The sequence below is a fragment of the Lactobacillus sp. ESL1191 genome, assembly GCF_058504435.1.
This window is the reverse complement of sequence record NZ_CP196365.1, coordinates 1114586-1139298: the sequence shown is the minus strand read 5'-3', so window position 1 is coordinate 1139298 and position 24713 is coordinate 1114586. Positions and strand designations below refer to the sequence as shown.

The following is a 24713-nucleotide window of genomic DNA, read 5'->3' as shown; positions in this document are numbered from 1 at the left end:
TCTCTACAGTGGGAGAGACTTATTATGAATTGGCGATCTTATTTATGCGAAATCTTCATCAGTAATCGCTTCGGCAAAGTTGTTTTAGCATTATTTCAGGTAATATTTTGGTGGCAGTATTGTCAGATTGCAGGCTTTGGCTCAAAACGTAATATTTTTGTTACTTTTCAAGCGGATAATTTAAATTTCATATTTAGCAATGTGGGCTGGTTATTTTATTACTTAGGTGGCGAACTATATATAATTGCTACCGTGCAAACGAAGTTGCTTGCTGCGAATCCTCTGATTGTAGTAAGAAACGAACAAAAAACAACTATTTTAAGAGATTGTTTGCTGACGACTGCAGCCTTCTCGGCTATTTATAACTTTATCTTTTTGATTATAATTATAATTTTGCAAGCTGGTAGAGTGAATTTACTTTTCTTTAGTCAGTTGTTTCTTGCTTTATGGTTAAGTTTTATGGCTTTCACTTTGCTGATGTTGGCTTTTTCTTTAATTGAACCAGTCTTGGGCTGGGTAGTGGGAATTATCACAGCTCTCTTGGCATTGATATTAAAGACAGACTATTCAATCGTGCTGACAAATAATGTAACGGTCAAATCGAGTATCAGTAATATTATTTGGTCATGTGCATTGGTATTCGTATTACAACAGGTAAATCAGCGGATTGAAACAAAATGAGGAGATAAAAGATGAACTTTTTGGAAGTAAACAATGTTACTAAAACTATTAGTAATGAAACGGTCTTAAGCAATGTGAATATGATAATTAATAAGGGAACAGTTACTGGTATTGTTGGCTCGAATGGATCAGGTAAGACCATGCTGTTTCGGGCCATTTTGGGTATGATTAAAATCAATAGCGGTTCAATAGTTCTTGACGGAAATGAAGTCAGTTTAAATGCTGAACGGAAAACTAATGTTGGTGCGATAATTGAAACGCCTGGTTTTATTAATTCGTATACTGCATTTAAAAATTTACAATACTTTGCATCAATCAAAAATTTAGTTGGTGAGCCAGAAATTATTGCTGCAATGAAAGTTTTTGATTTAGATCAATACGAAAATAAAAAAGTGAAAAAATTTTCCTTGGGGATGCGTCAAAAATTAGCAATTGTTCAAGCCTTTATGGAAAAGCAAGAACTACTAGTACTTGACGAACCGACTAATGGTCTAGATCAGAAATCAATTGAGCAGTTTATGCACTTAATTAGTGACCTGCGTCAAAAAGGATGCACAATTTTGCTAGCTAGTCACGACGATCGCATAATTAAAGCAATAGCAGATGATATTTATCTACTTGATAATGGCAAGATAAGTAGTAATCAATCCTAGGAAATTTGGTTATTACTTATAGAAAGCCCTTTATACTATAAAATAGGCAATGGCTCATGCAGTGGGTGAACCATTGCCTATTTTGAAAATTTATACTTTTATGCTTAAATTAAAATATACTTTTTTTGAATCATATATTAATTTTTGTTTTTAGGTTAGGATTATAAGGGAGATAATAATGCTTTTTAAGAAGCAAGTTCAGGGAATGAGTCTACGTTGGCAAACCTCGCTAGCACTAGTGATTGGCTTGGTGCTGGTGATTATTCAGGCTGAGACCATTAGAGTCGGGCGCAGTAGTAACAATGCCTTTATGCACCTTACGGGCTTTAACAACTGTAATTGGGTCAGCCTCATGTATTACTTAGCCTTGCCTGTCATGTGCGGCTTAGCAGCCAGCAGTACCTTTCAATTGGACCAACACAATCACCTCTTAAATAGTATCTTAACCAAGCAAACGCAGCGGCAGTACCTTCTTTCAACTACTGCCAGTTCTTTTGTTGTGGGGGTACGGTCGGTGTCTTGCCGTTATTAGTGGAAGCTGCTTACTTTTTTGCTAAATATGGCCTCGCTAAGAGGTCTATCGAGGCAGGGGTGCAACTGCTTAAGCCCACTGGCTGGGGGTATGGTCTATTTGCCCACCACGCGCTCTATTTTTGCTTTGTGTGATATTGATTACCTTCATTTTTGGAGGTTTGTACGGCCTAACTGGTTTGGCTGCCTCATACTATGACATACCCAATGGTTTCGAAATGGTTGTTCCTTTTGCCCTGTCTTGTGCAACGTGGCTTTTGGCCAAGCTTTCTGGCCGGGCTGAGCTTTTCCTGTCCTATCTACTAACGCCAGTTGATAGCAACAGCCAGCGACACACTATTTGGGTGCTCTTGACCTATTTTCTATTATTCAGCGTGGTAATTGCCGTTTTAACAATGAAGAAGAGTAGACAAGATGTTCTCGATTGAGGAGGTACAAATGAATTTTTTAGAACTTAAGAATGTTACCAAGGTTATCAAGCGAGAAGTTGTCCTAAACGATATTAATTTGTCCATTAACACGGGAAAGATTATCGGAATTGTGGGCCCATACAGTTCTGGCAAGACTTGCGGATAAAAGAGGCACACAGTCTTGGTTACGGCCCATGATGAGCGCTTCATTGGTGAACTAGCCGATGAGGTCTATCGACTAGACCGTGGCAGGATTGTTGATAGCTGGTCACATCGAGCTACTTAAGCTAGCCAGTAGATTATAAAAATTCAGGCGGGAGCGTGAATTTTTTGTTTGAGCATAATTACAAGGTGCGCTATTTAAGCTGGTCGCTTAAGGATTCCTGGCAGCTAGCGGTTTATTTTGCTGTTCATTTATGGTATAGTATTTAGATATTATTTAGCTGAAAGGAGGATACAAATTGGCAACAGAAGTCTATCTCGTACGTCATGGCGAAACGATGTTTAATCAATTGGACAAGGTTCAAGGGTGGTGCGATTCACCGTTGACCATTAAAGGGATTAATGATTTGAAGCGGACGGCGCAGGCGCTTAGTCAAGTTCACTTCGACAATATGTATTCCTCTGACCTAAAACGTGCAATCGATACTGTCCATTTGATGAAGGATGCCAACCAGGTTTCAGAAATTGGTAAGATCAAAAAACTGCTGGAGTTCCGGGAGGTCTTCTTTGGTTCCTTTGAAGGCGACGATATTCGCGATACTTGGAAGCAAGTGGCTCATGCTGCTGGACTTAGCGATGAAGATGATGTTACCAGAATTATCAACCAAGTCGGTATTTATGAGTTCCGGGAAGCGACCAAACAAGCCGACCCGCGCCACCTAGCCGAGAACAAGGCTGAACTAGATGAGCGCATGGTACAAGCAATTTCGGTTTTAGCCGACTTAAGCCGCCAGGAACAGCGGGTGTTAATCGTTTCTCACGGTGACTTCATCAAGACGCTAGGAATCAAGTACTGGAATAAGAGTGATGGGTTACACGACATCATTTTCCCTGACAATGGCAGTGTCAGTCGGGGCATACTCCATGAAAACGGCAAGTTTGAAATTGTCGATTACAACGTAGATGCAAAAGATATCTAGAATCCTACTATCAAAGTAGGATTTTTTGTTACAATAATTTTGGAAGGAAAACAAAATGAAAGATCACACGACCAGGCGCTATGCCTTTGTTACAGCGTTAAATGTTCTTATTACTGTTGCTGAATTTATAGGGGGCTTTGTTTCAGGATCCCTGTCGCTGCTGTCTGATGCAGTTCATAATTTGAGTGATGTCGGAGCCATTATTATTTCATTTGTGGCACACCTGATTAGTAATCGTCGTAGCAATCAAAAGAAAACCTTTGGTTATGACCGGGCGGAGACGCTAGCGGCTTTTACTAACGGGGTTATTTTAATCCTGATTAGTATTGCGCTTTTTATTGAAGCGCTTGAGCGCTTTTGGGAGCCTACCGAGATTAGTGGTGGCATCATGTTAGTGGTATCCGTTATTGGTCTACTGGCAAATCTGCTTTCAATGTTGGTAATGCACCAAGAGGGCGGCGATAATCTGAATGTCCGGTCTACCTTTATTCACATGTTGAGCGATGCCCTCTCTAGTGTTGCTGTTGTTATTGGGGCCATCTTTATTTATTTTTGGCATATTACCTGGATTGATCCAGTAATGACAATGTTAGTATCAGTCTTTGTCTTCCGGGAAGCCTGCATTTTAACCGGTAAGGCAGCTGATGTACTAATGGAGTCTAATCCGGACATCGACCTAGACCAGGTGAATCAACTGGTGCTGTCTTACCCCGAAATCAAGAATATTCACCATGTGCACGTGTGGCGTTATAGTGACCGCTATGTCATGTTAGATGCCCACGTTAACGTGAATGCTGACTTGACTGCAGGCGAATTTGAGGTGCTAACCCAGGCAATCGCACAAAAACTTGAACGCTTGGGCATTAATCACATCAACTTTCAGGTAGAATGCGAGCGGGGCAAGAATGATCAGATGATTACTTCTGAACGGTCGCAAGAATAGGAATAGGAAATGAATCTTAAAATTAATCTGTTTACGGCAATTATCGTCCTTATTGTAGGTCTATATGACCTAGCCTATGGCTATAATCGGCGCAACCACAACCAAGGCCGAGGCAGTAAACCATTTATGCTACTGGGAACATTGTTTACCATTGCTGGCATCGGAATGCTAATTGCTCACTGGTTAGGTTAATAAGATGCCCAAGTTAGTACTAGTTAGGCACGGCGAGAGTACCGCAAATTTTTCTAATGTGTATACGGGTTGGAACGATGTCGAATTAACTGCCCGGGGAATTAGGCAAGCTCAAACAGCAGGCGAACTCATTGCCGGCCTCAGTGACTTTGAGCCCACTTGTATCCATACCTCTGTTTTAAAGCGAGCGATTATGACGGCCAATATTGTGGCAGCAGCCAGTGATTTCTTGTACGTGCCCATCATGAAGACTTGGCGACTGAATGAACGCCATTATGGCAAACTACGTGGTCTCAATAAGGAAGCTTCACGTGTGATTTTTGGTGAGGAGCAGGTTCTGGAATGGCGACGGGGCTTTTATGCGATTCCGCCTGCCGGTGAACCAGTCAGTGGACGGGCATATCACAATTGTGATATGCCTAGCTTGCCCAGAGCTGAGAGCTTGTACCAGACGCAACAACGCCTCTTACCATATTACCAAGACTGCGTGGCCAATAGGCTGTTGCAGGGTGAGGACCAATTAATTGTGGCTCATGGTTCCAGTCTGCGTGCTTTGATCAAAAAGTTAGAAAAAATTAGTGACACCGCCATCGTGCAAGTGCCCAATGCAGAGCCGCTTGTTTATACCATGGACCAGCAGTTACGGCTGGTTAACCGGGAAATTCTGCACTAATTTTGCTTTGCATACTATTTCAGGTTAAGGAATTATTCAGATATGTGGTAAAATTTATTACGATATCAATTTAATTTTACATTCTTAGTTTGGAGTAAAGGTATGCGTAAAATATTTTTATTAAGAGGCGCACCCGGCTCCGGAAAATCTTCTTTCATTGCCCGTCATCACCTACAGCCATATGCGATTAGCCGTGATCAGATTAGATTATTGTTGGCCAATTTAACCTATTATTATGAAGAAGAATCCGATAGCCTACACCAAGTTGTGCCCCGTTATGCTAACGAGCAAACGGAACGCTTGGTAGACAGCCTGGTTGAAGCAAAGATGAAGCGAGGTGAAACGGTCATTGTTGACAGCACCCATATTTCCGCGGAGAGTATTGACCATTACCAGCCCTGGGTCGAACAATACCGTTATGAAGCCTTCATTGTTGACCTGATGTACCACAAGACCCTGAATAACTTGCTCAATCGCAATGAAATTCGTCGGCAGTACGATTGGGTCAAGCCAGAAGTGATTAGGGAGATGTACCTAGCTTACCAAGAGAATCAGCAGGTTCCCGAGTGGGCACACGTGATTAATCCCAACCAGTTGAGCCGGGCGTTATCACAGCGGGAAAGTAATTTAGATCACTTTGCCCATGTGTTTGCGGTGCCTGACCAGGTACCGGAGGAAGATTTCCCTCATGTTCATATTTCCAATTTTTACTTTTCTTTTAATGATCAGTTTACGGAAAGGTACGGGACATACCGCAACGTGATAACAATCGGTAAGACCAGCACGGAAATTATCGACAACTTCCGCTTGCCGTACTTTGTGTTTAAGTTTCATCATAAACACTTTCTCATTTCGGCTTATCCGGTGCGCAATGAAGTCTTTGATCCCATTAAGAAGGTCAAGGGTGTGTGGACTTATTCAACTGGATTAGTTAACTTGGCCGACTTTGCCCTGGACTATCCCCAGAGTAGGCCGCAACACGTGCATCAATTCAACTTAAGCAAGTTACAACCAGATCGGCTCTTGCACATCTGGTAGCTGCTTAGCAAAATAAGAGCTCAATTCACAACTTTGGTGGATTGAGCTCTTATTGTATTACCAATGATTTGAGACTAGCGAAAGTCTTTATTACGCTAATAATGGTAAAAAGTTAGCTGTCGTGCAAGCAAAAAAAAACGGTATAATTGAGTTGTAATCGCTTTTATTAGTGCTTTTAAAGAAAAAGAGTGATGATAATGCAAATTGCAGATTTACAAGCAGGATTTAAGCAAATTTACCAGGAGCTGCCAAGTAGGTATTACTTTGCTCCCGGTCGAATCAAACTAATTGGTGAGCACACGGATTATAACGGCGGTCATGTTTTTCCTTGTGCAATCTCGCTTGGCTTGTATGGTGCCGCTAGTCCGCGTGTAGACCGCAAGTTTAGGCTTTATTCCACCAGTTTTGTCCAAGCTGGGGTAATTGAGGTTGACCTGGACCAGTTACGCTATGTTAAGGAAGACGGTTGGGCCAACTATGCCAATCGGAACCATGATTGAAGACCAGTTCCACCTGTCGATTGATCACCTTGCCATGGTTAAGCTCGGCGTTAAAATCGAAAACGACTTTATCGGGGTTAACTCTGGCGTTATGGACTAATTCGCCGTTGAATTGAGTCAAAAGAATCATGCTATTTTGCTCAATGCAGAGACCCTAGATTATGATCTGGTTCCACTTGACTTGCAGGATAACCTAATTGTCATTATGAACACTAACAAGCGCCGGGAGTTAGCTGACTCTAAGTACAATGAACGCCGAAGTGAGTGTGACCAGGCGCTACATTGGTTGCAGCGGCAGCTTAAGATTAAGTCTCTTGGCGACTTAGACACTACAACGCTGGACGAGTACAGCTACTTGCTGCCGCAAGCAAATTTGCTTAAGCGTAGCCGGCATGCCGTCTGGGAAAACCACCGGACGCTACTTGCTAAAGCGGCCTTGCAAAATGGAGACTTGGTACGGTTCGGCCACTTGCTCAACGCCTCGCACGTTTCGCTTGAAGCTGACTACGAAGTAACCGGAAAGGAACTTGACACGTTGGTTCACGCGGCCTGGGACCAAGCTGGGACTTTGGGTGCCCGCATGACCGGAGCCGGATTTGGTGGTTGTGCGATTGCTCTAGTTAAGCGAGACCAGGCACAACTAGTAGATTTAGCTACCAAAATCACCACTAATGGCGTGCAGCACCACACAGTAACGCCGATTGCTCGGCGCCGCGGTCATGATTTTGAATTGGACTTGGTACTCCGCGATAACCAGACTTCCTCAGCATACCCGGATGGCATCTTTCACCCGCACCCAGATGTCCAGCACATTAAAAAAGAAAACATTGGTCTGATTGAGGTCATGGGTCTGGCTATTCTTCCGCCGCGCTTGAAACCCGAGCTAGAGGAAGTCAAAAAGTTTTTGCTAGATGAGCCGAATCAGGTGGCACCAATGCATCTGCCCTGGGCGCAGCAAATTAGGGCAAGGCAGCGAATAAATGCAGATAATGTCGATCAGATCTTGCGCGCGAAATTAGGTCAGATCTTTGCGCGGGTACTTGAAGATGCTGGGGTCTTCAAGCGGACGCAAGCGGGGCAAAAAGCCTTTATGCGTTTTGTCCAAAAAGTCGGACTAGCTGAGCAGTCCGCATCGCCTAGTGACGACTAGCCAAATTTCAAAAAGAGGATAATAAAATGGAGAAATTAGTACGAGACAAAATTCCCGAGTTAGCTAAGGCTGCAAGTTTTCGCCAACTAAGCGAGGAAGAGATTGACCCAGCCCTAAAAAAGAAGTTGCTTGAAGAAACTAATGAAGTTCTTGAGGCGCAGACGGAAGACAACTTGCTTGAAGAGTTAGGGGATGTCTATGAGGTACTTGTAGCCTACCTGAACTTCAAGGGAATTAGCCGGGCAGATTTTCTCAAACTGGTTGAAAAAAGCACTCATCAAATGGTGGTTTTACTGAATTTTGGTCAATGAAACAGTAAGTACTGGGGCGAGCCAGCTGGTAGGCACCAAAAAAGCGTTGAGCTTACTCAACGCTTTTTTGATCTGGAATCTTTACTTAAAAGCTAAAGCACCCATTGGGTCCCAAGGAAGCAGTTCGATTGGCTGCTTGGCGCCTGCGGCAAAGTCCTTCTTCAGGTCTTCAGGCAGGAATTGCTGGTTGATTACAGCTTGGTAGACAAAGGCGTCAAACCAGGCATCACTCATCACGAAGTAGCCCTTAAAGCCAGGCTTTTCACCCCAGGAGTTCTCAATCTTCCACTTGGTTGGCTGACCATCAACCAAGTCAACCCCGGTAATTACCATCGCGTGATCCATCATGCTTTCGCCTGAATCAAGTCTTTCGGCCTTGGACATTGAAAAGTCAACATCGAAGAGTTCGTCGCGCTTGTAAATGTTGGTGTCAAGCAATCCAAGTTGCCGCTCGGAATCTTTACCCACGTTTGAACCAAACCAAACCACCTCGCCAGCCTTGAGCTGCTTGATGATTAAATCCTTCATCTCGTCAATCTTCAAGTTGAGGTGGCGTACTTGCCGGCCACCAACCACGTTGCCTAGATATTCGACGGAGAAGACCTTGTGGTACGGCTTGTCTGCAGTTGGTGAATTAATGATAGAAACATGGTCTTCCAAGTTCATGCCCACGTACTTATCAAAGAAGGTCTTCGGCGTGAGGCCGGCTTCGCGATGGTAGTTGCCATCGTCATCCTTATATTCGAAGTCAAAGTTCTTAGGAGGCACACCAAGAGAAACTGCTAAAATCCGGAAAACATCGTTTAAAAACTCGTTCTTGCGCGCCTCAACTTCATCCTGAGACTTGCCGGAATTAACCAAGTCGCGTAGCACCAGACCAGCTTTGCGCAAAAGCGTATTGAGCGTATCATTTAAGGCGCTGGAATTAGTGGCATTAGCTGTTTCTGGATAAACTGACTTAGGCACGATCCCATATTTTTCAATTAGGCCGCAGAGCATGTCCCACTGGCCACCATCTTGCTGCGGAGTGGCGAACAGGAAGCTGACCTTGCGGTCCCCCAGTGGCTTGTCTGCAGAAGCAATCACGTTTTCGAAGAACCAATTAGACTTTTCGAACTTGTCCCAGAAGTTGGTGTAGTTCTGCGATAATTCAAAATCTTTCACCTTGTATTCTTTTTGCAGTGGGTGACGCATGGTGTTGAGCGCAGAGAACATCCAGCAACGGCCTGATTGTTGCTGGTTGGATGGCTTACCCGTTTCGATTTCAATTGAAAAGGTTGGGGTTAAGTCAATCTTGGCTTGTAAGTTTTGGCTCGCCTTGTATATGCCGTTTTCTTGGGCAGCATGGCTAGCAATGTTAAAGCCAGCATGCTTAGCCAGGTCGGCAGTATAATTGGCTATTGCATCATTAGTAATTTCTTTAGTCATCTTGTTTCCTCCTTGAGATAATTAACTACTATTTTAGCTTATCAAGGCTTACTAGTCTATCACGCACAACTAACTTTTTTGATCACATGGTGTCTGGAGACAGCCAAAAGTAAAGCAGCACCGCCAAAAACAAGAGCAACATAGTTGCACCTAGATAAGCTAACCAGTTCTTTTGACGGTGGCGGCCCAGAATTAAAAAGGTCAAGCCAATTATTCCAAAGATAAAATAAAAAACTGAAAAGCCCATCGTTGCCCTCCTGAATAGCAATTATTGATTTTAAGTTAGTTATTTTGCGGTCTGGTCAAACTGACCAGCCGGTTTGTGGTACCAAATTTTATCAAATTGGGGATGTTCTTTGAAGTAGTCAATGACCAGGGGATCAAGTGGCCAGACCAACAGGTGAGACTGCTGGGCAATCGTCTGGACAACGTTCAATTGTTCGCTAAGAACTTGCTTATGGTTGGCGCTTGGATTAATGAAAAAGTGATTCATGACCCAAACCGGACCATCCTGGCGTTCAAGTCGGTCCATTGTCCAGCGGCAAATTAATACTTCATCATCATAAACTTCACAAAATTGGTGGGGATCATCAAGATTAAACATCATTTTTTCCTTTTCGAAATAAATTTAGCTTTTGTCGTAGTTAATTATAGTTGATTTTCTATCAAAGCTGCAATTTAATGTAAAATAATATTAGATAAACTTAAGGGAGAAAAAATGACGAGAATACGCGGCTTTGAAATTGTATCTAAATATCGGGATGAAAATATCACGCTGCCCAGGCGCCAGACCATTGCCAGCGCGGGCTATGATCTCGCAGCAGCTGTGGATATGGAGATTCCGAGTATCTGGCGGCTCAACTTTGTGCGGATTTTTAGGATTATTAGGAATGGCCACCAATTATATGAATCGGACTATCAGCAAGCCGAAGCAATTTTGAAACCATTCTTAGTTCCCACGGGCGTCAAGGCATACATGCCTGAGGATGAAGTCTTAATCTTGGCTAATCGGTCTTCTAATACCTTTAGGCGTAACTTAAGTCTGCCCAATGGCATTGGCGTAGTTGATGCCGACTACTACAATAATCCTGATAACGAGGGCGAACTTTTTGCCCAACTACTGAATTACGGTGTCAGAACAATTAAAATTCATCAGGGTGATCGGATTGCTCAAGGTATCTTTGTGCAATACCGCAAGATTGACGATGACCAGCCAGTTAGCCGGGAACGGCTGAGTGGCTTCGGTTCAACTAACAAGAAGGAGAGTTAAATGGCCAAGCTTAAAACCAAGTACAAGTGCCGCTCATGTGGCTATATCTCGGCCAGCTATCTCGGCCGTTGTCCTAACTGCGGTGCTTGGAACCAGTTTGAAAAAGAGACAGAGGCCGTTGCGAACCGGTCGAGCAAGGGCAGTCCTAGTCGCCTAATTAAGAAGACGGGCGTAAGTGAACCAGTCAAGCTAGAAGATGTGAAAGCAGAAAAAGAAGAACGCATTCAGACCTCGATGGGCGAGCTAAACCGAGTCTTAGGTGGTGGTATCGTGCCCGGCTCGCTGGTCTTGGTGGGCGGAGATCCCGGCATTGGCAAGTCTACCTTGATGCTACAGATTATGAGTGACTTATCGACCAGGCACAAAGTGCTATATGTTTCGGGCGAAGAGTCAGCCAATCAGATTAAGCTGCGCGCCAGCCGGCTGGGTCTTGATGCTAGTGATATGTTACTCTATCCTGAAACGGACATGGAGGATATTCGGCAACAGATTGAGGAGCTGCAGCCAGATTTTGTGGTAATCGATTCGATTCAAACAATGAATGAGCCTAGTCTGGACTCGATGACGGGCTCGGCTTCGCAGGTACGTGAAGTTACCAGTGAACTGATGAAAATGGCCAAGCTGGATGCCATTACAATCTTTGTCATTGGACACGTCACCAAGGAAGGGGCCATTGCAGGGCCGAAGATTCTAGAACACATGGTGGATACGGTACTCTATTTTGAGGGTGATGAACACCATGCTTATCGTATCCTGCATTCGGTTAAGAATCGTTTTGGGGCGGCCAATGAAATTGGGATGTTTGAGATGGTTCACCAGGGGCTGCAGGAGGTTACCAATCCATCAGCCATCTTTCTAGATGAGCGTTTGCCGCAGTCAACGGGGTCGGCGATTGTTGTTTCTTTAGAAGGGACGCGGCCCATCCTGGCGGAAATCCAAGCATTAGTTACGCCGACCGCCTTTGGCTATGCCAAGCGTACTACCTCTGGGCTCGACTACAACCGGGCCGCGCTGCTGCTTGCGGTTTTGGAGAAGCGGGGCAATCTCATGCTACAAAACCAAGACGTCTATTTGACCGCTACTGGTGGTATTCGCTTGGGCGAGCCAGCGGTTGATTTGGCGGTGGTGATGGCCATCGCTTCCAGTTATAAAAACCAAGAAATCTTACCGACTGATTGCTTTGTCGGTGAAGTGGGCTTGACCGGTGAAGTTCGCCGTGTCAACCAGGTGGATTCCCGCATTAAGGAGGCCGCTAAGACCGGTTTCAAACGAATTTTCATTCCTAAGCACAACATGCGGGCCAGTCTTACGCAGCTGGGGATCGAGGTGATTCCGGTGGCAAGCATTCCGCAGGCGCTGAAACTGGTTTTGGGCTAAGGATCCATTGAACTTTTCCCGGTTTACGGGTAAACTTATATTGATTTAACGATACTATTTGAAAGAGGCATGAACTTTGGCAAAACAAAAGATTAGGGTAAGGTATGCCCCAAGTCCTACGGGACATTTACACATTGGTAACGCACGGACTGCGCTATTTAATTACTTATTTGCGCGACACAATAAGGGTACTTTTGTCTTAAGAATTGAAGATACCGACCAGAAGCGTAATATTGCAGGTGGTTCTAAGTCACAGATGGATAACCTGCACTGGCTGGGCATTGATTGGGATGAGGGTCCAGACCAGGGCGGCGACTATGGCCCCTACCGGCAATCAGAACGCAAGGATATTTACCAAAAGTATATCCAACAACTGCTCGACGAGGGTAAGGCCTACTATTCCTACAAGACCGAAGAGCAACTAGAGGAACAGCGTGAGGAGCAGCGCATGATGGGGATTGCGCCCCACTATACCTATGAGTATGAAGGCCTAACTGCTGCTGAAATTGCTGAAAAGCAGGCCCAGGCCCAGGCTGCAGGCTTAAAGCCAGTGGTTCGGATTCATATTCCTGAAATGGAGACCTACGCCTGGGAGGATATTGTTAAGGGGCATTTGAGTTTTGAGTCTGACACTATTGGCGGCGACTTTGTCATTCAAAAGCGCGACGGGATGCCGACCTATAACTTTGCGGTCGTAGTAGACGACCACTTGATGGCAATCACGCACGTTTTGCGCGGGGATGATCATGTGTCGAACACGCCTAAGCAATTAGCGGTTTATGAAGCACTTGGCTGGGAGCCACCTAAGTTTGGTCATATGACTTTGATTATCAACGCTGAGACGGGCAAGAAGCTATCCAAGCGCGAAAAGGACGAGTCTATCCTCCAGTTTATTGAGCAGTACCGGGCAATGGGCTACCTTCCAGAAGCAATGTTTAACTTCATTACCCTGCTTGGATGGTCACCGGTGGGTGAAAGTGAAATCTATAGTCAGCGCGACTTGATTAAGCAATTTGACCCAGAGCGTCTTTCTAAGTCACCTGCTGCCTTTGACCGTAAAAAGCTGGAATGGATTAACAACCAGTACATCAAGCAGGCTGATCGTGATACCCTACTTGACTTAGCTCTTGGTAACCTACAAGAGGCTGGCCTGATTGAGACTAGTCCAAGCCCAGAAAAAATGGAGTGGGTTCGTCAACTAGTTAACATCTATGCGGTGCAGATGTCTTATACCAAGCAAATTGTTGATTTGGCTCAGATTTTCTTTGCTGCGCCAAAAGCTCTAAGTGCTGAAGAATTGGACGAAATCCGCCAGGATGAGGCTAGACCAGTGATTGAAGAATTTAAGCAGCAGATTGACCTGCTGCCGCGTTTCACGTCTGCCCAGATTATGAATGCAGTTAAAGCCACTCGTAAAGTCACAGGCATCAAGGGTAGACGCCTCTTCATGCCGATTAGAATTGCGACTACCAGATCAATGGTTGGACCTGGCATTGGTGAAGCAATGGAACTGCTGGGCAAGGATAGGGTGCACGAGCACTTGGACTTGACCTTGCAGCAAATGAGTGAGAACGGATTATAAACCAAAAAACGTTGAGGAAGTGAATTACTCAACGTTTTTAAATGTTGGCGGGAGTAAAGTAAGAAGGCACAAGGACTGACTTATTGGTAGTGCTTGACTAGAATCTGGGCTGGTTTCTGGTAAAATGAAGATAAAAGTTAAGCTAGAAAGGTTAAAAAGCCGTGAAAATTTACAATACTCTGACCAAGACCAAGGAAGAATTTCGGCCGCTTAAGCCGGGGCAAATAACAATGTACGTCTGCGGCCCGACCGTTTATAACTACATTCACATCGGTAATGCTCGGAGTGCGATTGCCTTTGACACCATTCGGCGCTACTTTGAATACCGGGGTTACCAGGTTAACTATGTGTCCAACTTTACTGATGTTGATGATAAGATGATTAACGCAGCGCGTACTGAGGGTATTACTGTAGCTGCTCTGGCTGAGCGCTATATTGCGGCCTACAAGGCAGATACGGCCGCCTTGAATGTGAAACCGGCAACTTTGAATCCGCGTGCTACGCATGAGATTTCCGCAATTATTGACTTCATTGCCGAACTGATTAATAAGGGCTACGCCTATGAAGCAGGCGGTGATGTCTATTACCATACAAAAAAATTTGTTCATTATGGTGAATTAAGCAGTCAGAATATTGCCGAGCTGGAAGAGGGGGCTTCAGACCACCTGAATGATGACGAGCAGCAACGCAAGGAGGATCCAATTGACTTTGCCTTGTGGAAAGGACAGAAGCAGTCTGATGAGCTTGCTTGGGATTCACCCTGGGGTAAGGGGCGGCCCGGCTGGCATATTGAGTGTTCCGTGATGTCCACCAAGTATTTAGGTGACACGATTGACATTCATGGCGGCGGACAAGACTTAGAATTTCCTCACCATGAAAACGAAATTGCCCAAAGTGAGGCCGCTACCGGCAAGAAGTTTGTTCATTATTGGATGCATAACGGTTTTGTTACGGTTGGTGCAGACCAAGAGAAGATGTCTAAGTCACTGGGTAACTTTGTGACCGTGCATGACCTGTTGAAGACAACGGATCCCCAAACCTTGCGCTTTTTTATGGCTAGTGTGCAGTACCGGCGCCAGATTAACTACTCTAGTCAAAACTTGACGCAGGCCCAAAATATTTTGCAGCGGTTTAAGCACACCTTAGTCAATGTTGATTTCCGTTTAAAGGATACCAGTTCAAGTATGGCGTCGGCAGCACTCAGTCAGAAGTTGGAAGAAACTGAGCAGAATTTTGTTGCAGCAATGGATGATGACCTTAATGTGCAAAATGCCTTAGCCGCAATTTATGAACTATTACCTGAGCTCAACGCCAACAGTGCGGCTGAACAGGTTGACAAGACTACCCTAAGACAGGCGCGCGGGCGGTTGACAGCATGGCTGGCAATTTTTGGGATTGAGGCCGATCAGTTAACGGCTGAAACTGACTCAACCGAAGAAGATGCAGCGGTCATCCAGCTGGTTAAGGAGCGTGATCAAGCACGCAAGAACCGGGATTGGGCTAAAAGTGATGAATTGCGCGAACAATTGCAAAAAATGGGGATTACGGTAGAGGACACCCCGCTGGGAACAAGGTGGAGACGTGACTAAAAACACAGAAATGATTGAAAAAGCGGTCAATCCAGCTACGTTGAACGGCCAAACGCTGGCATATTTGGGGGATGCGGTATACGAAATTGCGATTCGGCGGCACTTAATTAAATGTGGGGTGGTTAAGCCTCAGGTGCTGCAACGCTGTGCTACTCACTATGTCTCGGCGAAGGCGCAGGCGTCGCTTATTACTAAACTCCAAGCGGAGCATTTACTGGAGGCAGGCGAGCTGGCGACTTTTCGCCGGGGCCGCAATTCCAAAAGCCACACCAAGGCTAAAAACACCAGTCTAGCAACCTATCAGCTGTCGACCGGCTTTGAGGCGGTCTGGGGTTATCTAGAGTTGTTGGGACAGCATGAACGGATTCATGAATTAACTGAGTGGTGCATTAAAACCGTAGAGAATGGTGGTATTGATAATTATGAGTTCAAGTGAGCGCGACTTTGTGTTTGGTAAACATGCGGGTTTGGATTTTTTAAAAACACAAGATGCTGGACGTATTAACAAAGTTTTTTTGCAGCAGGGTGTCCAAGAGAGTTTTGCTAAAGAAGTGTATGGCTTAGCTAAAGACAAAGGGCTGATTATACAGACCGTACCGAAGAACAAGCTTGATCGGCTAGTAGCTGGGGGCAATCATCAAGGCTTAGTCTTGGCAGTTGCAAGTTTTGAATATGCGGAACTGACCGCACTCTTAGCTGAGTTCGACCAGAGGGCTGAGGATCCCTTCTTGTTAATGCTGGATTCAATTGAGGATCCCCACAACTTAGGATCAATTTTGCGGACGGCGGATGCCACTGGCGTGGCTGCTGTAATCATTCCCAAGCGTCATGCAACTGGCCTTACTTCAGTGGTTGCCAAGACGTCGACGGGCGCTATTGACCATGTTCCTGTTGCCCGCGTCGGCAACTTGGTGCAGACAAGTCAACTGCTAAAGAAGCGGGGCTACTGGCTATTTGGTACAGACATGGATGGTACAGACTATCGCAGGTGGGATAGTAAGGGCAAGACAGTTCTGGTGATTGGCAATGAAGGCAAGGGTATTTCCCGGCTACTCAAGGAGCAGATGGATCAGATGTTAACTCTACCCATGGTAGGCCACGTGCAGTCGTTGAATGCGAGTGTTGCTACGGGAGTTTTGCTTTATCAGATGCTAAATAGCCGTAATCCGCTTTAAGCAAAAGTCAAAAAGATTCTGGGCAGTTAGCCCAGAATCTTTTTTTGCTACAAGAAATTTATCAGCGAGCAGGAGCTGCTTCGAGTTTAAGGTGCGTTAGCCAATTTTCGGACAAAATAAACAATGGTTCGATAGCTGGCAGCAACTTATTTTCATAATCTTCATTTTACCAGTTAGATGAAGGAGCAGCACATGCAAAAATACGAACAAACCAAAAAACGTGAAGATAAGTTGATTCTCCAAACTAAGGCGGGCGACGATGATGCCCTGAAAAAGCTGTATTACTTGTATCAGCCGCTAATCAACAGTGTTAAGCAGAAGTACCACGTGCGCGATTATGATAGTCAGGATTGGGATCAAGAGGCGTTGATCATCTGCCACCAGTCAGCCATAAATTACGATTGCCAGCGCGGCCGCTTCAGTAGTTATTATAAAACTCGGTTAACCAACCACGCCAAATCCTTAGTCAGATACAATACGGCATATCGGCGCCGTGCGCTGCTACAGTCGGTATCGCTGGAAACAGCCCAAGAAAATGGCCTCGGACCGCTACACCGCGACCAGGTGTCCGAATCTCAAGTACCACTAACCGAAAGTCTGACGGAAGTGGTTGCTAATTTGTCCAACTTGGAAATGAATGCCTTGTTGGTAACCCTAGGGATGGCTAGCCCAGAAGACGTTATTGAGCTCCTAGAGATTGATTACAAGGCCCTTGCCCGGGCGCGTTCACGTTTATTACAAAAAATGCGCGCTACCTTGTTAAAATAGTGTTTTTTAAGCAGTGGGCAAACTAAATAGCGTTACAATAAAACTAGTAAAAGAAAAAATTCAGGAGGTAGTTAAAATGGCAGAAGAGATGAAGACAGCATTACTTGACCGGCACATGAAAGAAGTGTTTGACTGGAGTGAGGCCGATATTCCAGTTAGAGATGCTCTGTGGGATTATTTTATGGAAGAAAATGGCCACGATACCATTAAGACTGAAGAAACGATGTTACCGGTTCTAAATTATTCAGACGATCGGCTTAAAGCCTTGGTCGAAGAAAAACTTAAGAAGTAAGTCAAGTCCAAGACACTGACGCAGTGTTTTACTTGGATTGACCACCAACTCAGGGCGGCAGCTACTCGGATAGAGTAGCTGCCTTTGTTTTCTTCTTGAAGAATCTGGCTTATTTTCTTGTTTAAAAAGTTGTTTTTTGCTAGAATACAGTAGTTTGGAAGTGAGATTATGGCAGTGAAAAAAGCATCCTTAGCCTGCAGCGTTTGCGGCTCGCGTAATTACTCGATCACCGCAAGCACCAATCGCACGAAGCGGCTTGAACTGAACAAGTTTTGTAAGCATTGCGGCAAAAAGACCCTACATAAAGAAACGAGGTAAGGATAATGATTAAGTTTTTTAAGAGCGTTGGTAAAGAGATGCGCCTGGTAACCTGGCCATCAGCTAAGCAAAACCGGCATGACACGGGAATCGTAATTGTAACCTCAATTCTCTTTGCCTCATATCTAGGTTTGCTTGACCTACTCTTTGGCAAGTTGACGCAATTATTTATGTAAGTAGCAAAGATGCGCTACTTGTGATAGAATAATGATAATTAAAGAAGACCTCTGACGTGGAGGTTTTTTTGTTTGCCAAAACTAAAGGAGAATTCATCGTAATGGTTGAAACAGCTAAGAAGCAATGGTTTGTACTTCATACTTATTCAGGTTATGAAGATAAGGTTAAGTCCGACTTGCTGTCACGTGCACAAAGTATGGGGATGCAAGACTACATTTTTCGGGTGATGGTCCCGGAACAAGAAAAAATTGAAAAGGTCAATGATAAGAAGAAAAAGGTCGAGGAAAAAGTTTTCCCAGGTTATGTGTTGGTGGAGATGGTCATGACCGACGAGAGCTGGTTCGTTGTCCGTAACACACCTAATGTTACGGGTTTTGTTGGCTCTCACGGGGGTGGTTCTAAGCCGTCCCCACTACTTGAAGAAGAAGTAAATCGGCTCTTGCGTCAGCAAGGTGAGCCGGCTAAGCGGCCGCAGATTGATTTTGAAGTCGGAGAGACGGTAACAATTACCGATGGTGCCTTTAACGGGGTTGAGGGTAAGATTACCGAAGTCCAAGCCGACCGCTACAAGCTCTTTGTCCTGGTTGATATGTTCGGCCGGGAAACCACTACTGAACTTGACTACGACCAGGTTAAGAAGATTAGTTAAAGTTGGGCAAGTAATTGCAAAAGTAGGTAAACGATGGTACGATATTAAAGTACTTTTATTATTGTGGGAGGAAAATAGGTTAGTTTTCCATTTTAACCACGCACGGAATCAAGGAGGTTTTGACCGTGGCAAAGAAAGTTATTAACGTTGTCAAATTACAAATACCAGCTGGTGCAGCAACACCTGCACCCCCAGTTGGTCCTGCTTTAGGTCAGGCGGGAATTAACATTGTAGGTTTTACCAAGGACTTCAATGCTAGAACTGCTGACCAAAAAGGCATGATTATTCCTGTAGTCATCACGGTTTATGAAGATCGTTCATTCGAATTTATAACTAAGACTCCACCAGCTCCAGTTCTTTTGAAGCAAGCTGCCAAGATTGATAAGGCGTCCGGTGAACCGAACACCAAGAAGGTTGGTAAGGTTACCAAGGATCAGGTTAAGGAAATTGCGGAAACCAAGATGCAAGACCTTAACGCTGCTGATGTCGAGGCTGCTATGCGGATGATCGAAGGTACTGCTAGAAGCATGGGTATCGAAGTCGAAGACTAATCCTGTTATTTATAACAATTTAGGTGGGAGAGCCGGCGTGCTCGTTTGACCACATATTAAGGAGGAAATCACATGCCAAAGCATGGTAAAAAATATTTAGAAGCTGCTAAAAAAGTAGACTCAAAGAAGTTATATTCGGTTGCCGAAGCAATGAAGTTGGTTAAAGAGACTTCATATGCAGGCTTTGATGCTTCAGTTGAAGTTTCATACAACTTGAGCGTTGACCCTAAGCAAGCTGATCAACAAATTCGGGGTTCACTGGTCTTGCCAAACGGTACCGGTAGAACTCAAAAGGTAGTTGTTTTTGCTGAAGGTGCCCAAGCTGAAGAAGCTAAGGCAGCGGGTGCTGATGAAGTTGGTTCAGACAACCTGGTAGAAAAGATTCAAAACGGTTACTTGGACTTTGACGTTGTTGTTGCAACACCAACGATGATGGCTAAAGTTGGTCGTTTGGGTCGGGTACTGGGACCAAAAGGCTTAATGCCAAACCCTAAGACTGGTACTGTGACCATGGATATTGCCAAGGCCGTTGAAAATGTTAAGGCTGGTCAGGTTGAATACCGAGTTGACCGGCAAGCTGCCATCCACGCTGCTATTGGTAAGGTTTCATTCACTGATGAGCAACTGGTTGAGAACTTTGACGCCCTGCGCGATGTTATTCTGCGGGCTCGTCCATCAGCTGCTAAGGGGCAATATGTTAAGAGTGTGGCTGTTGCCGCAACTTTTGGCCCAGGGATTAAGCTGGACCCATTGAACTTAGACTAATAAGTAAATAATCTTGTTGGCTACGGCTGATAAAATAAATCCTGTTGGTAGAGATGATTCTATCAGCAGGATTTTTTATGTTAAACAGCTTTAAATATTGCAAGTTAGTCCCTTGGGTTTTATCTTCAAAGTATTTATGGTTTAACGAGGGGGCAAGATTTGGTAAACTATAACTAATTTAATTGTCTAATTGAGGAATTTTGAATGCGGAAAAATAATTTGGTCAAACTTTTGGCTGTCATCGTGGTTGTGCCGCTTTTTTTAGTTGGTTGCAGTAAGAACCAAGAAAAGATTACTATTGTTGGTTCAAGTGCTTTGCAGCCCTTAATTGAACAAGCTGGAAATGATTACCACTTGGCCCACATGAGCAGTAATATTGTCGTGCAGGGCGGCGGTTCTGGTACTGGACTCAGCCAGGTACAGGCCGGCGCAGTTGAAGTGGGCACGTCTGACGTTTTTGCTGCTACCCAGAAGGGGATTAATGCAGCGGAGCTTAAGGATTACCCGGTGGCCGTGGTGGGGATTGTCCCAATTGCTAACAAGAGAGTCGGGGTTAAGGACCTGTCGACCCAGCAGCTAGCAGCGATTTTTACCGGTAAAGTAAAAAATTGGCGCCAAGTTGGCGGAAAAAACTTGCCAATTATTGTCATTAACCGTTCCCGGGGCAGTGGTACCAGAACAACCTTTGAAGATCTTATCTTGTCGGGCAAGGAAGCGGTTAATTCCCAAGAACAAGATTCTAATGGCACCGTCAAAAAGATTGTCAGCACCACCCCAGGTACAATTTCTTATATTTCTTTTCCCTATGCTAATGATCAGAACATTCAAAAATTGAGTTTGAACGGTGTTCGACCAGATAATCAGAATATTCCCGCTAATAAGTGGCCCCTCTGGTCATATGAACATATGTATACTAAGGGCAAGCCAAACAAGGCAACGGCGGCCTTCATCAAGTACGTCTTGGGCAAGAAGGTGCAACAGGATCTGGTACCGAAGATTGGTTATCTCAGCATCCACGAGATGAAAGTTGCGCGTGACAGTCAAAATAAAATTACGCAGATAGGTAAGTAAGATGGGAAAAAAGAAACAAGATTTGCAAAAAGTGGTCGAAAAGGCAATTGCCCAGCAAAAGGTACCACACGTCAAGTTCAAGGGTATTGACCCTCAGGACATTGATATTGCACGCTTAACCAAGCCATCTAAGGAAACGCGGCAAGAGCGTTGGGGCAAAGGGTTAACCCTGTTGGCAATTGGCTTAATTGGGATTTTGATTGTTGCCATTATTGGCTTTGTCGGCTTGCGGGGGTTGGCCACCTTTTTTACTGATAGGGTAAATGTCTTTCATTTTCTCTTTACGACTGATTGGAACCCAAGTGCTGGTAAAGAACACGTTGGAGCAGCTGCCATGATTGTCACCTCTTTTGCAGTGACCCTGCTAGCAGCGCTTTTAGCTACGCCATTTTCCATTGCGGTAGCGCTTTTTATGACCGAATATGAATCGGGTCGGAAAGTGCGCCTCTTGCAATCTGTGATGGAACTACTAGTTGGTATTCCGTCAGTGGTATATGGTTTCTTGGGCTTAACCGTTATTGTTCCGGCCGTCAGGAATATTTTTGGTGGTACCGGTTTTGGTATTTTAACGGCCACACTGATTTTATTTGTAATGGTCTTACCGACAATTACCTCGCTCACAATTGATGCTTTCAAGGCTGTTCCCAAAGAATTGCGGAAATCTTCAGCCGCTCTTGGCGCAACGCAGTGGCAGACTATTTTTCACGTTGTCTTACGGGCTGCCCGAGCACGGATTATGACCGCAGTCATCTTTGGCATGGCGCGGGCCTTTGGCGAGGCTCTGGCTGTGCAGATGGCAATTGGTAATGCAGTCTTAATGCCAGCTAATTTGGTCAGTCCAGCTGCTACCTTAACTAGTCAGTTGACTAGTCAAATGGGTAACACCGTCATGGGCACCCTGCCTAATAATGCACTGTGGTCTTTGGCCCTGTTATTACTTGTCATGTCTCTGGTGTTCAACTTTTTAGTACACTTGATTGGAAAGAAGAGTTAAAGACCTATGAATTCAAAAAAAACTAACCGGATTGCTACGGGCGTCATTTATTTTCTGGTGGGCATTGTTATTCTGCTATTGGTTGGAATCATTGGCAATATTCTCATTTCAGGCTTGCCCCACCTGTCCTGGCACTTCCTGACCGCGGCAGCCTCTTCTTTTGAAGCAGGCGGCGGTGTCCGCGACCAACTTTTTAACTCGCTGTACTTGTTGCTACTCACTTTGCTAATCTCTTTTCCGATTGCACTGGGCGCGGCCATCTACTTGGCTGAATATGCTGCTGACACCTGGTTGACGCAGTTGATCAGAACTACCATTGAAATTCTGAGTTCGCTACCATCGATTGTCGTCGGACTATTTGGCTACCTGTTATTTGTAGTTCAATTCGGCCTCGGCTTTTCTATTATTGCGGGCGCGTTAGCACTGACCTTCTTCAACCTACCAATCTTGACTAGTAACATTGAAGAAGCAATCAAGGGCGTGCCTCAGACCCAGCGTGAGGCTGGCTGGGCGCTAGGTCTTTCTAATTGGAAGACCATCCGAGGCATTGTTCTGCCAGCAGCTCTTCCTGGCATTATCACGGGGGTAATTTTAAGCGCCGGCCGCGTCTTTGGTGAAGCGGCGGCTCTGATTTATACTGCTGGTCAGAGTGGATCGACCGTCGACTATTCCAACTGGAACCCGTTTAGTCCGACCAGCTTTTTAAACGTGATGCGGCCAGCCGAAACACTGGCAGTGCATATCTGGAAGGTTAATACGGAGGGCATTATTCCAGATGTTAACCTTGTTTCAGCCGCCACTTCGGCCTTACTGGTAATTGTGGTAATTATGTTTAACTTTGGCGCACGCGCCTTGGGCAACTGGCTTTACCGCCGGTTAACCGCGGCTAAGATTAAATAAGGAAGTCATATGGATAATTTAGAGCAAGCACGGCATATTAAGACCTTCAGCGAAGATGACTGTGCGATTTATACGCAAGATTTGTCGGTTTTCTACGGTGGTACTATCCAAAAAATATTTGAGGTTAGCTTAGGTTTTAAGAAAAACACTATTACTGCCCTCATCGGGGCATCGGGTTCAGGGAAGTCAACTTTCTTGCGGTCACTCAATCGGATGAATGACCGGGTTGCCCGGGTCGATGGTCAGATCATGTTTCATGACCTTAATGTCAACCAGAAAAAGGTCAATGTCTATGAACTACGCAAGGCAATTGGGATGGTCTTTCAAAAGCCCAATCCTTTTCCTAAGTCAATCAGGGAGAATATTGTTTATGCGCTGAAGGCCAATGGTCAGCAGGACAAGCAAAAATTAGACCAGATTGTTGAGGAGAGTTTGCGGGCCGCCGCCCTCTGGGATGAGGTTAAAGACAAGCTTGACCAGAGTGCATTAGCCCTATCAGGTGGTCAACAGCAGCGTCTGTGCATTGCTCGGGCAATTGCACTCAAGCCGGAAGTTTTGCTGTTAGATGAGCCGGCCAGTGCCCTTGATCCGGTTTCAACGGCTAAACTGGAGGACACCTTGAAGCAGTTGCGTAAGAAGTACACGATGGTTATGGTAACCCACAACATGCAGCAGGCCTCACGAATTAGTGAGTATACTGCCTTCTTCCACTTAGGGCACGCCCTTGAATATGACACCACTACCAATATTTTTACCAATCCTCAAGGTGAAATCACGGAGAAGTACATTCAAGGTAGTTTTGGATAAAGGAGTAGCAAGATGACAAATGTGATGGAAGCCGAAAACGTTAAATTAAATTACGGTAAGTTTGAAGCACTACATGGAATTACCCTTGCTTTTCCCGACCGGAAGTTGACGGCTTTAATTGGACCTTCCGGCTGTGGTAAGTCGACTTTTCTGCGCTGCCTTAACCGCATGAACGACGATATTGACAACATCAAGATCAGGGGCAGGATTACGCTGGAAGGTAAAAATATTTATGATCATCACCTGGACTTAGTTGCTCTGCGTAAACGGGTCGGGATGGTCTTTCAGCAACCGACTCCATTTCCTTTTTCGGTTTATGACAATGTAGCCTATGGACTGCGTGTGGCTGGTGTTAGGGACAAGGACCTGATTGATCAACGGGTGGAAGAGAGCCTGAAGCAGGCCGCCATCTGGGAAGAAACGAAGGATAACTTGCAACGGAATGCCATGGCCTTTTCTGGCGGCCAGCAGCAGCGTATCTGTATTGCTCGAGCCCTCGCAATTAGACCCGAAGTGGTGCTACTTGATGAACCAACTTCGGCCCTTGATCCGATTTCCAGTGCCGAAATTGAGGAAACTTTGACCGGCCTAAAGCAGAAATACACTTTTATTATGGTGACACACAATCTGCAGCAGGCTAGCAGGGTAGCCGACCAAGTGGCCTTTTTGATGGACGGTAATTTGATTGAAGTGGGAACAACAGAAGAGATGTTTATGGCACCTAAAAAAGAAATTACTAGTAATTATCTTAATGGTCGCTTTGGATAGAGTAGAGG

The 24713-nt window shown here is 45.0% G+C and carries 32 protein-coding genes and 1 pseudogene; 30 read left to right on the top strand and 3 right to left on the bottom strand.

What is annotated here, in order from left to right; all coding sequences use genetic code 11:
* The first annotated feature begins 24 nt into the window (after positions 1-24).
* From ACSYSN_RS05915 to ACSYSN_RS05860, 12 genes and pseudogenes are all read left to right on the top strand, one after another.
* Positions 25-681, top strand: coding sequence for a hypothetical protein (locus ACSYSN_RS05915; RefSeq protein ID WP_491711962.1), 657 nt, complete (start codon positions 25-27; stop codon positions 679-681).
* Between the two features lie 11 nt (positions 682-692).
* The gene (locus tag ACSYSN_RS05910; RefSeq protein ID WP_491711961.1) at positions 693-1334 is read left to right on the top strand and encodes an ABC transporter ATP-binding protein; all 642 of its coding nucleotides are present in this window, start codon (positions 693-695) and stop codon (positions 1332-1334) included.
* Positions 1335-1512: 178 nt separating this feature from the next.
* Positions 1513-1866 carry a hypothetical protein gene (locus tag ACSYSN_RS05905; protein ID WP_491711960.1) on the top strand — a complete coding sequence of 118 codons (354 nt, stop codon included), beginning with the start codon at positions 1513-1515 and terminating at the stop codon, positions 1864-1866.
* 136 nt (positions 1867-2002) lie between these two features.
* Positions 2003-2293, top strand: coding sequence for a hypothetical protein (locus ACSYSN_RS05900; protein WP_491711959.1), 291 nt, complete (start codon positions 2003-2005; stop codon positions 2291-2293).
* A 10-nt stretch (positions 2294-2303) separates the two neighbouring features.
* Positions 2304-2441 carry a hypothetical protein gene (locus ACSYSN_RS05895; RefSeq protein ID WP_491711958.1) on the top strand — a complete coding sequence of 46 codons (138 nt, stop codon included), beginning with the start codon at positions 2304-2306 and terminating at the stop codon, positions 2439-2441.
* 295 nt (positions 2442-2736) lie between these two features.
* The gene (locus tag ACSYSN_RS05890; RefSeq protein WP_491711957.1) at positions 2737-3417 is read left to right on the top strand and encodes a histidine phosphatase family protein; all 681 of its coding nucleotides are present in this window, start codon (positions 2737-2739) and stop codon (positions 3415-3417) included.
* A 55-nt stretch (positions 3418-3472) separates the two neighbouring features.
* The gene (locus ACSYSN_RS05885) at positions 3473-4360 is read left to right on the top strand and encodes a cation diffusion facilitator family transporter (RefSeq protein ID WP_491711956.1); all 888 of its coding nucleotides are present in this window, start codon (positions 3473-3475) and stop codon (positions 4358-4360) included.
* 9 nt (positions 4361-4369) lie between these two features.
* Positions 4370-4552, top strand: coding sequence for a hypothetical protein (locus tag ACSYSN_RS05880; RefSeq protein ID WP_491711955.1), 183 nt, complete (start codon positions 4370-4372; stop codon positions 4550-4552).
* A 4-nt stretch (positions 4553-4556) separates the two neighbouring features.
* Positions 4557-5225, top strand: a complete 669-nt coding sequence (locus ACSYSN_RS05875; RefSeq protein WP_491711954.1) for a 2,3-bisphosphoglycerate-dependent phosphoglycerate mutase — start codon at positions 4557-4559, stop codon at positions 5223-5225.
* Positions 5226-5327: 102 nt separating this feature from the next.
* Positions 5328-6263 carry an AAA family ATPase gene (locus ACSYSN_RS05870; protein WP_491711953.1) on the top strand — a complete coding sequence of 312 codons (936 nt, stop codon included), beginning with the start codon at positions 5328-5330 and terminating at the stop codon, positions 6261-6263.
* Between the two features lie 197 nt (positions 6264-6460).
* A pseudogene (locus ACSYSN_RS05865) lies at positions 6461-7913 on the top strand (galactokinase family protein).
* 26 nt (positions 7914-7939) lie between these two features.
* Positions 7940-8224 carry a nucleoside triphosphate pyrophosphohydrolase gene (locus ACSYSN_RS05860; protein WP_491711952.1) on the top strand — a complete coding sequence of 95 codons (285 nt, stop codon included), beginning with the start codon at positions 7940-7942 and terminating at the stop codon, positions 8222-8224.
* 81 nt (positions 8225-8305) lie between these two features.
* On the opposite strand, the gene pepC is transcribed toward ACSYSN_RS05860, so the two are convergent.
* The 3 genes from pepC to ACSYSN_RS05845 form a co-directional block, all read right to left on the bottom strand.
* The gene (gene pepC, locus ACSYSN_RS05855; RefSeq protein ID WP_491711951.1) at positions 8306-9652 is read right to left on the bottom strand and encodes an aminopeptidase C; all 1347 of its coding nucleotides are present in this window, start codon (positions 9650-9652) and stop codon (positions 8306-8308) included.
* 82 nt (positions 9653-9734) lie between these two features.
* Positions 9735-9899 carry a hypothetical protein gene (locus ACSYSN_RS05850; RefSeq protein ID WP_491711950.1) on the bottom strand — a complete coding sequence of 55 codons (165 nt, stop codon included), beginning with the start codon at positions 9897-9899 and terminating at the stop codon, positions 9735-9737.
* Between the two features lie 39 nt (positions 9900-9938).
* Positions 9939-10259: a hypothetical protein gene (locus ACSYSN_RS05845; RefSeq protein ID WP_491711949.1), complete on the bottom strand. Its 321-nt coding sequence runs from the start codon at positions 10257-10259 to the stop codon at positions 9939-9941.
* A gap of 111 nt (positions 10260-10370) precedes the next feature.
* Here ACSYSN_RS05845 and ACSYSN_RS05840 point away from each other — a divergent pair, with 111 nt between their 5' ends.
* From ACSYSN_RS05840 to pstB (ACSYSN_RS05755), 18 genes are all read left to right on the top strand, one after another.
* A complete protein-coding gene (locus tag ACSYSN_RS05840; protein ID WP_491711948.1) occupies positions 10371-10922 on the top strand; it encodes a dCTP deaminase/dUTPase family protein in 552 nt (183 codons plus the stop codon).
* Positions 10923-12299 carry a DNA repair protein RadA gene (radA, locus tag ACSYSN_RS05835; RefSeq protein WP_491711947.1) on the top strand — a complete coding sequence of 459 codons (1377 nt, stop codon included), beginning with the start codon at positions 10923-10925 and terminating at the stop codon, positions 12297-12299.
* 76 nt (positions 12300-12375) lie between these two features.
* The gene (gene gltX / locus ACSYSN_RS05830; RefSeq protein WP_491711946.1) at positions 12376-13881 is read left to right on the top strand and encodes a glutamate--tRNA ligase; all 1506 of its coding nucleotides are present in this window, start codon (positions 12376-12378) and stop codon (positions 13879-13881) included.
* A 161-nt stretch (positions 13882-14042) separates the two neighbouring features.
* A complete protein-coding gene (cysS, locus tag ACSYSN_RS05825; protein WP_491711945.1) occupies positions 14043-15470 on the top strand; it encodes a cysteine--tRNA ligase in 1428 nt (475 codons plus the stop codon).
* Positions 15471-15480: 10 nt separating this feature from the next.
* On the top strand, positions 15481-15906 hold the full coding sequence (locus tag ACSYSN_RS05820; RefSeq protein WP_491712911.1) for a Mini-ribonuclease 3: 426 nt from the start codon (positions 15481-15483) through the stop codon (positions 15904-15906).
* Positions 15893-16645 carry a 23S rRNA (guanosine(2251)-2'-O)-methyltransferase RlmB gene (gene rlmB / locus ACSYSN_RS05815; RefSeq protein WP_317637081.1) on the top strand — a complete coding sequence of 251 codons (753 nt, stop codon included), beginning with the start codon at positions 15893-15895 and terminating at the stop codon, positions 16643-16645. The genes ACSYSN_RS05820 and rlmB overlap by 14 nt, the downstream gene beginning before the upstream one ends.
* Positions 16646-16837: 192 nt before the next feature.
* Positions 16838-17413, top strand: a complete 576-nt coding sequence (locus ACSYSN_RS05810) for a sigma-70 RNA polymerase sigma factor region 4 domain-containing protein (RefSeq protein WP_491711944.1) — start codon at positions 16838-16840, stop codon at positions 17411-17413.
* Positions 17414-17489: 76 nt separating this feature from the next.
* The gene (locus ACSYSN_RS05805) at positions 17490-17705 is read left to right on the top strand and encodes a P8 family protein (protein ID WP_491711943.1); all 216 of its coding nucleotides are present in this window, start codon (positions 17490-17492) and stop codon (positions 17703-17705) included.
* A gap of 168 nt (positions 17706-17873) precedes the next feature.
* Positions 17874-18023, top strand: coding sequence for a 50S ribosomal protein L33 (rpmG, locus tag ACSYSN_RS05800; protein ID WP_317637078.1), 150 nt, complete (start codon positions 17874-17876; stop codon positions 18021-18023).
* A gap of 5 nt (positions 18024-18028) precedes the next feature.
* Positions 18029-18199, top strand: coding sequence for a preprotein translocase subunit SecE (secE, locus tag ACSYSN_RS05795; protein ID WP_317637077.1), 171 nt, complete (start codon positions 18029-18031; stop codon positions 18197-18199).
* A 101-nt stretch (positions 18200-18300) separates the two neighbouring features.
* Positions 18301-18849, top strand: coding sequence for a transcription termination/antitermination protein NusG (nusG, locus tag ACSYSN_RS05790; protein ID WP_317637076.1), 549 nt, complete (start codon positions 18301-18303; stop codon positions 18847-18849).
* Positions 18850-18974: 125 nt separating this feature from the next.
* Positions 18975-19400: a 50S ribosomal protein L11 gene (gene rplK / locus ACSYSN_RS05785; RefSeq protein ID WP_277130645.1), complete on the top strand. Its 426-nt coding sequence runs from the start codon at positions 18975-18977 to the stop codon at positions 19398-19400.
* A 72-nt stretch (positions 19401-19472) separates the two neighbouring features.
* Positions 19473-20165 (top strand): 50S ribosomal protein L1, encoded by a 693-nt coding sequence (rplA, locus tag ACSYSN_RS05780; protein ID WP_491711942.1) that lies wholly within the window; start codon positions 19473-19475, stop codon positions 20163-20165.
* 204 nt (positions 20166-20369) lie between these two features.
* Positions 20370-21236 (top strand): phosphate ABC transporter substrate-binding protein PstS family protein, encoded by an 867-nt coding sequence (locus tag ACSYSN_RS05775; protein WP_491711941.1) that lies wholly within the window; start codon positions 20370-20372, stop codon positions 21234-21236.
* Between the two features lies 1 nt (position 21237).
* A complete protein-coding gene (gene pstC, locus ACSYSN_RS05770; protein WP_491711940.1) occupies positions 21238-22230 on the top strand; it encodes a phosphate ABC transporter permease subunit PstC in 993 nt (330 codons plus the stop codon).
* A 6-nt stretch (positions 22231-22236) separates the two neighbouring features.
* The gene (pstA, locus tag ACSYSN_RS05765; protein WP_491711939.1) at positions 22237-23130 is read left to right on the top strand and encodes a phosphate ABC transporter permease PstA; all 894 of its coding nucleotides are present in this window, start codon (positions 22237-22239) and stop codon (positions 23128-23130) included.
* Positions 23131-23139: 9 nt separating this feature from the next.
* On the top strand, positions 23140-23937 hold the full coding sequence (gene pstB / locus ACSYSN_RS05760) for a phosphate ABC transporter ATP-binding protein PstB (protein WP_491711938.1): 798 nt from the start codon (positions 23140-23142) through the stop codon (positions 23935-23937).
* 12 nt (positions 23938-23949) lie between these two features.
* Complete coding sequence (gene pstB / locus ACSYSN_RS05755) at positions 23950-24705, top strand: phosphate ABC transporter ATP-binding protein PstB (protein WP_491711937.1); 756 nt, start codon at positions 23950-23952, stop codon at positions 24703-24705.
* The last annotated feature ends 8 nt before the right edge of the window (positions 24706-24713 follow it).

Excerpts from the sequence above, each read along its gene's own strand:
- nusG (WP_317637076.1), top strand. The coding sequence starts at position 18,301 with ATGGTTGAAACAGCTAAGAAGCAATGGTTTGTACTTCATACTTATTCA.
- ACSYSN_RS05910 (WP_491711961.1), top strand. The coding sequence starts at position 693 with ATGAACTTTTTGGAAGTAAACAATGTTACTAAAACTATTAGTAATGAA.
- ACSYSN_RS05880 (WP_491711955.1), top strand. The coding sequence starts at position 4,370 with ATGAATCTTAAAATTAATCTGTTTACGGCAATTATCGTCCTTATTGTA.
- ACSYSN_RS05850 (WP_491711950.1), bottom strand. The coding sequence starts at position 9,899 with ATGGGCTTTTCAGTTTTTTATTTTATCTTTGGAATAATTGGCTTGACC.
- pstA (WP_491711939.1), top strand. The coding sequence starts at position 22,237 with ATGAATTCAAAAAAAACTAACCGGATTGCTACGGGCGTCATTTATTTT.
- ACSYSN_RS05845 (WP_491711949.1), bottom strand. The coding sequence starts at position 10,259 with ATGATGTTTAATCTTGATGATCCCCACCAATTTTGTGAAGTTTATGAT.
- ACSYSN_RS05895 (WP_491711958.1), top strand. The coding sequence starts at position 2,304 with ATGAATTTTTTAGAACTTAAGAATGTTACCAAGGTTATCAAGCGAGAA.
- ACSYSN_RS05885 (WP_491711956.1), top strand. The coding sequence starts at position 3,473 with ATGAAAGATCACACGACCAGGCGCTATGCCTTTGTTACAGCGTTAAAT.
- pstB (WP_491711937.1), top strand. The coding sequence starts at position 23,950 with ATGACAAATGTGATGGAAGCCGAAAACGTTAAATTAAATTACGGTAAG.
- pstB (WP_491711938.1), top strand. The coding sequence starts at position 23,140 with ATGGATAATTTAGAGCAAGCACGGCATATTAAGACCTTCAGCGAAGAT.
- secE (WP_317637077.1), top strand. The coding sequence starts at position 18,029 with ATGATTAAGTTTTTTAAGAGCGTTGGTAAAGAGATGCGCCTGGTAACC.
- ACSYSN_RS05905 (WP_491711960.1), top strand. The coding sequence starts at position 1,513 with ATGCTTTTTAAGAAGCAAGTTCAGGGAATGAGTCTACGTTGGCAAACC.
- ACSYSN_RS05805 (WP_491711943.1), top strand. The coding sequence starts at position 17,490 with ATGGCAGAAGAGATGAAGACAGCATTACTTGACCGGCACATGAAAGAA.
- pepC (WP_491711951.1), bottom strand. The coding sequence starts at position 9,652 with ATGACTAAAGAAATTACTAATGATGCAATAGCCAATTATACTGCCGAC.
- rplA (WP_491711942.1), top strand. The coding sequence starts at position 19,473 with ATGCCAAAGCATGGTAAAAAATATTTAGAAGCTGCTAAAAAAGTAGAC.
- ACSYSN_RS05860 (WP_491711952.1), top strand. The coding sequence starts at position 7,940 with ATGGAGAAATTAGTACGAGACAAAATTCCCGAGTTAGCTAAGGCTGCA.
- ACSYSN_RS05810 (WP_491711944.1), top strand. The coding sequence starts at position 16,838 with ATGCAAAAATACGAACAAACCAAAAAACGTGAAGATAAGTTGATTCTC.
- pstC (WP_491711940.1), top strand. The coding sequence starts at position 21,238 with ATGGGAAAAAAGAAACAAGATTTGCAAAAAGTGGTCGAAAAGGCAATT.
- ACSYSN_RS05915 (WP_491711962.1), top strand. The coding sequence starts at position 25 with ATGAATTGGCGATCTTATTTATGCGAAATCTTCATCAGTAATCGCTTC.
- radA (WP_491711947.1), top strand. The coding sequence starts at position 10,923 with ATGGCCAAGCTTAAAACCAAGTACAAGTGCCGCTCATGTGGCTATATC.
- rpmG (WP_317637078.1), top strand. The coding sequence starts at position 17,874 with ATGGCAGTGAAAAAAGCATCCTTAGCCTGCAGCGTTTGCGGCTCGCGT.
- ACSYSN_RS05840 (WP_491711948.1), top strand. The coding sequence starts at position 10,371 with ATGACGAGAATACGCGGCTTTGAAATTGTATCTAAATATCGGGATGAA.
- ACSYSN_RS05775 (WP_491711941.1), top strand. The coding sequence starts at position 20,370 with ATGCGGAAAAATAATTTGGTCAAACTTTTGGCTGTCATCGTGGTTGTG.
- rlmB (WP_317637081.1), top strand. The coding sequence starts at position 15,893 with ATGAGTTCAAGTGAGCGCGACTTTGTGTTTGGTAAACATGCGGGTTTG.
- ACSYSN_RS05875 (WP_491711954.1), top strand. The coding sequence starts at position 4,557 with ATGCCCAAGTTAGTACTAGTTAGGCACGGCGAGAGTACCGCAAATTTT.
- ACSYSN_RS05870 (WP_491711953.1), top strand. The coding sequence starts at position 5,328 with ATGCGTAAAATATTTTTATTAAGAGGCGCACCCGGCTCCGGAAAATCT.
- ACSYSN_RS05820 (WP_491712911.1), top strand. The coding sequence starts at position 15,481 with ATGATTGAAAAAGCGGTCAATCCAGCTACGTTGAACGGCCAAACGCTG.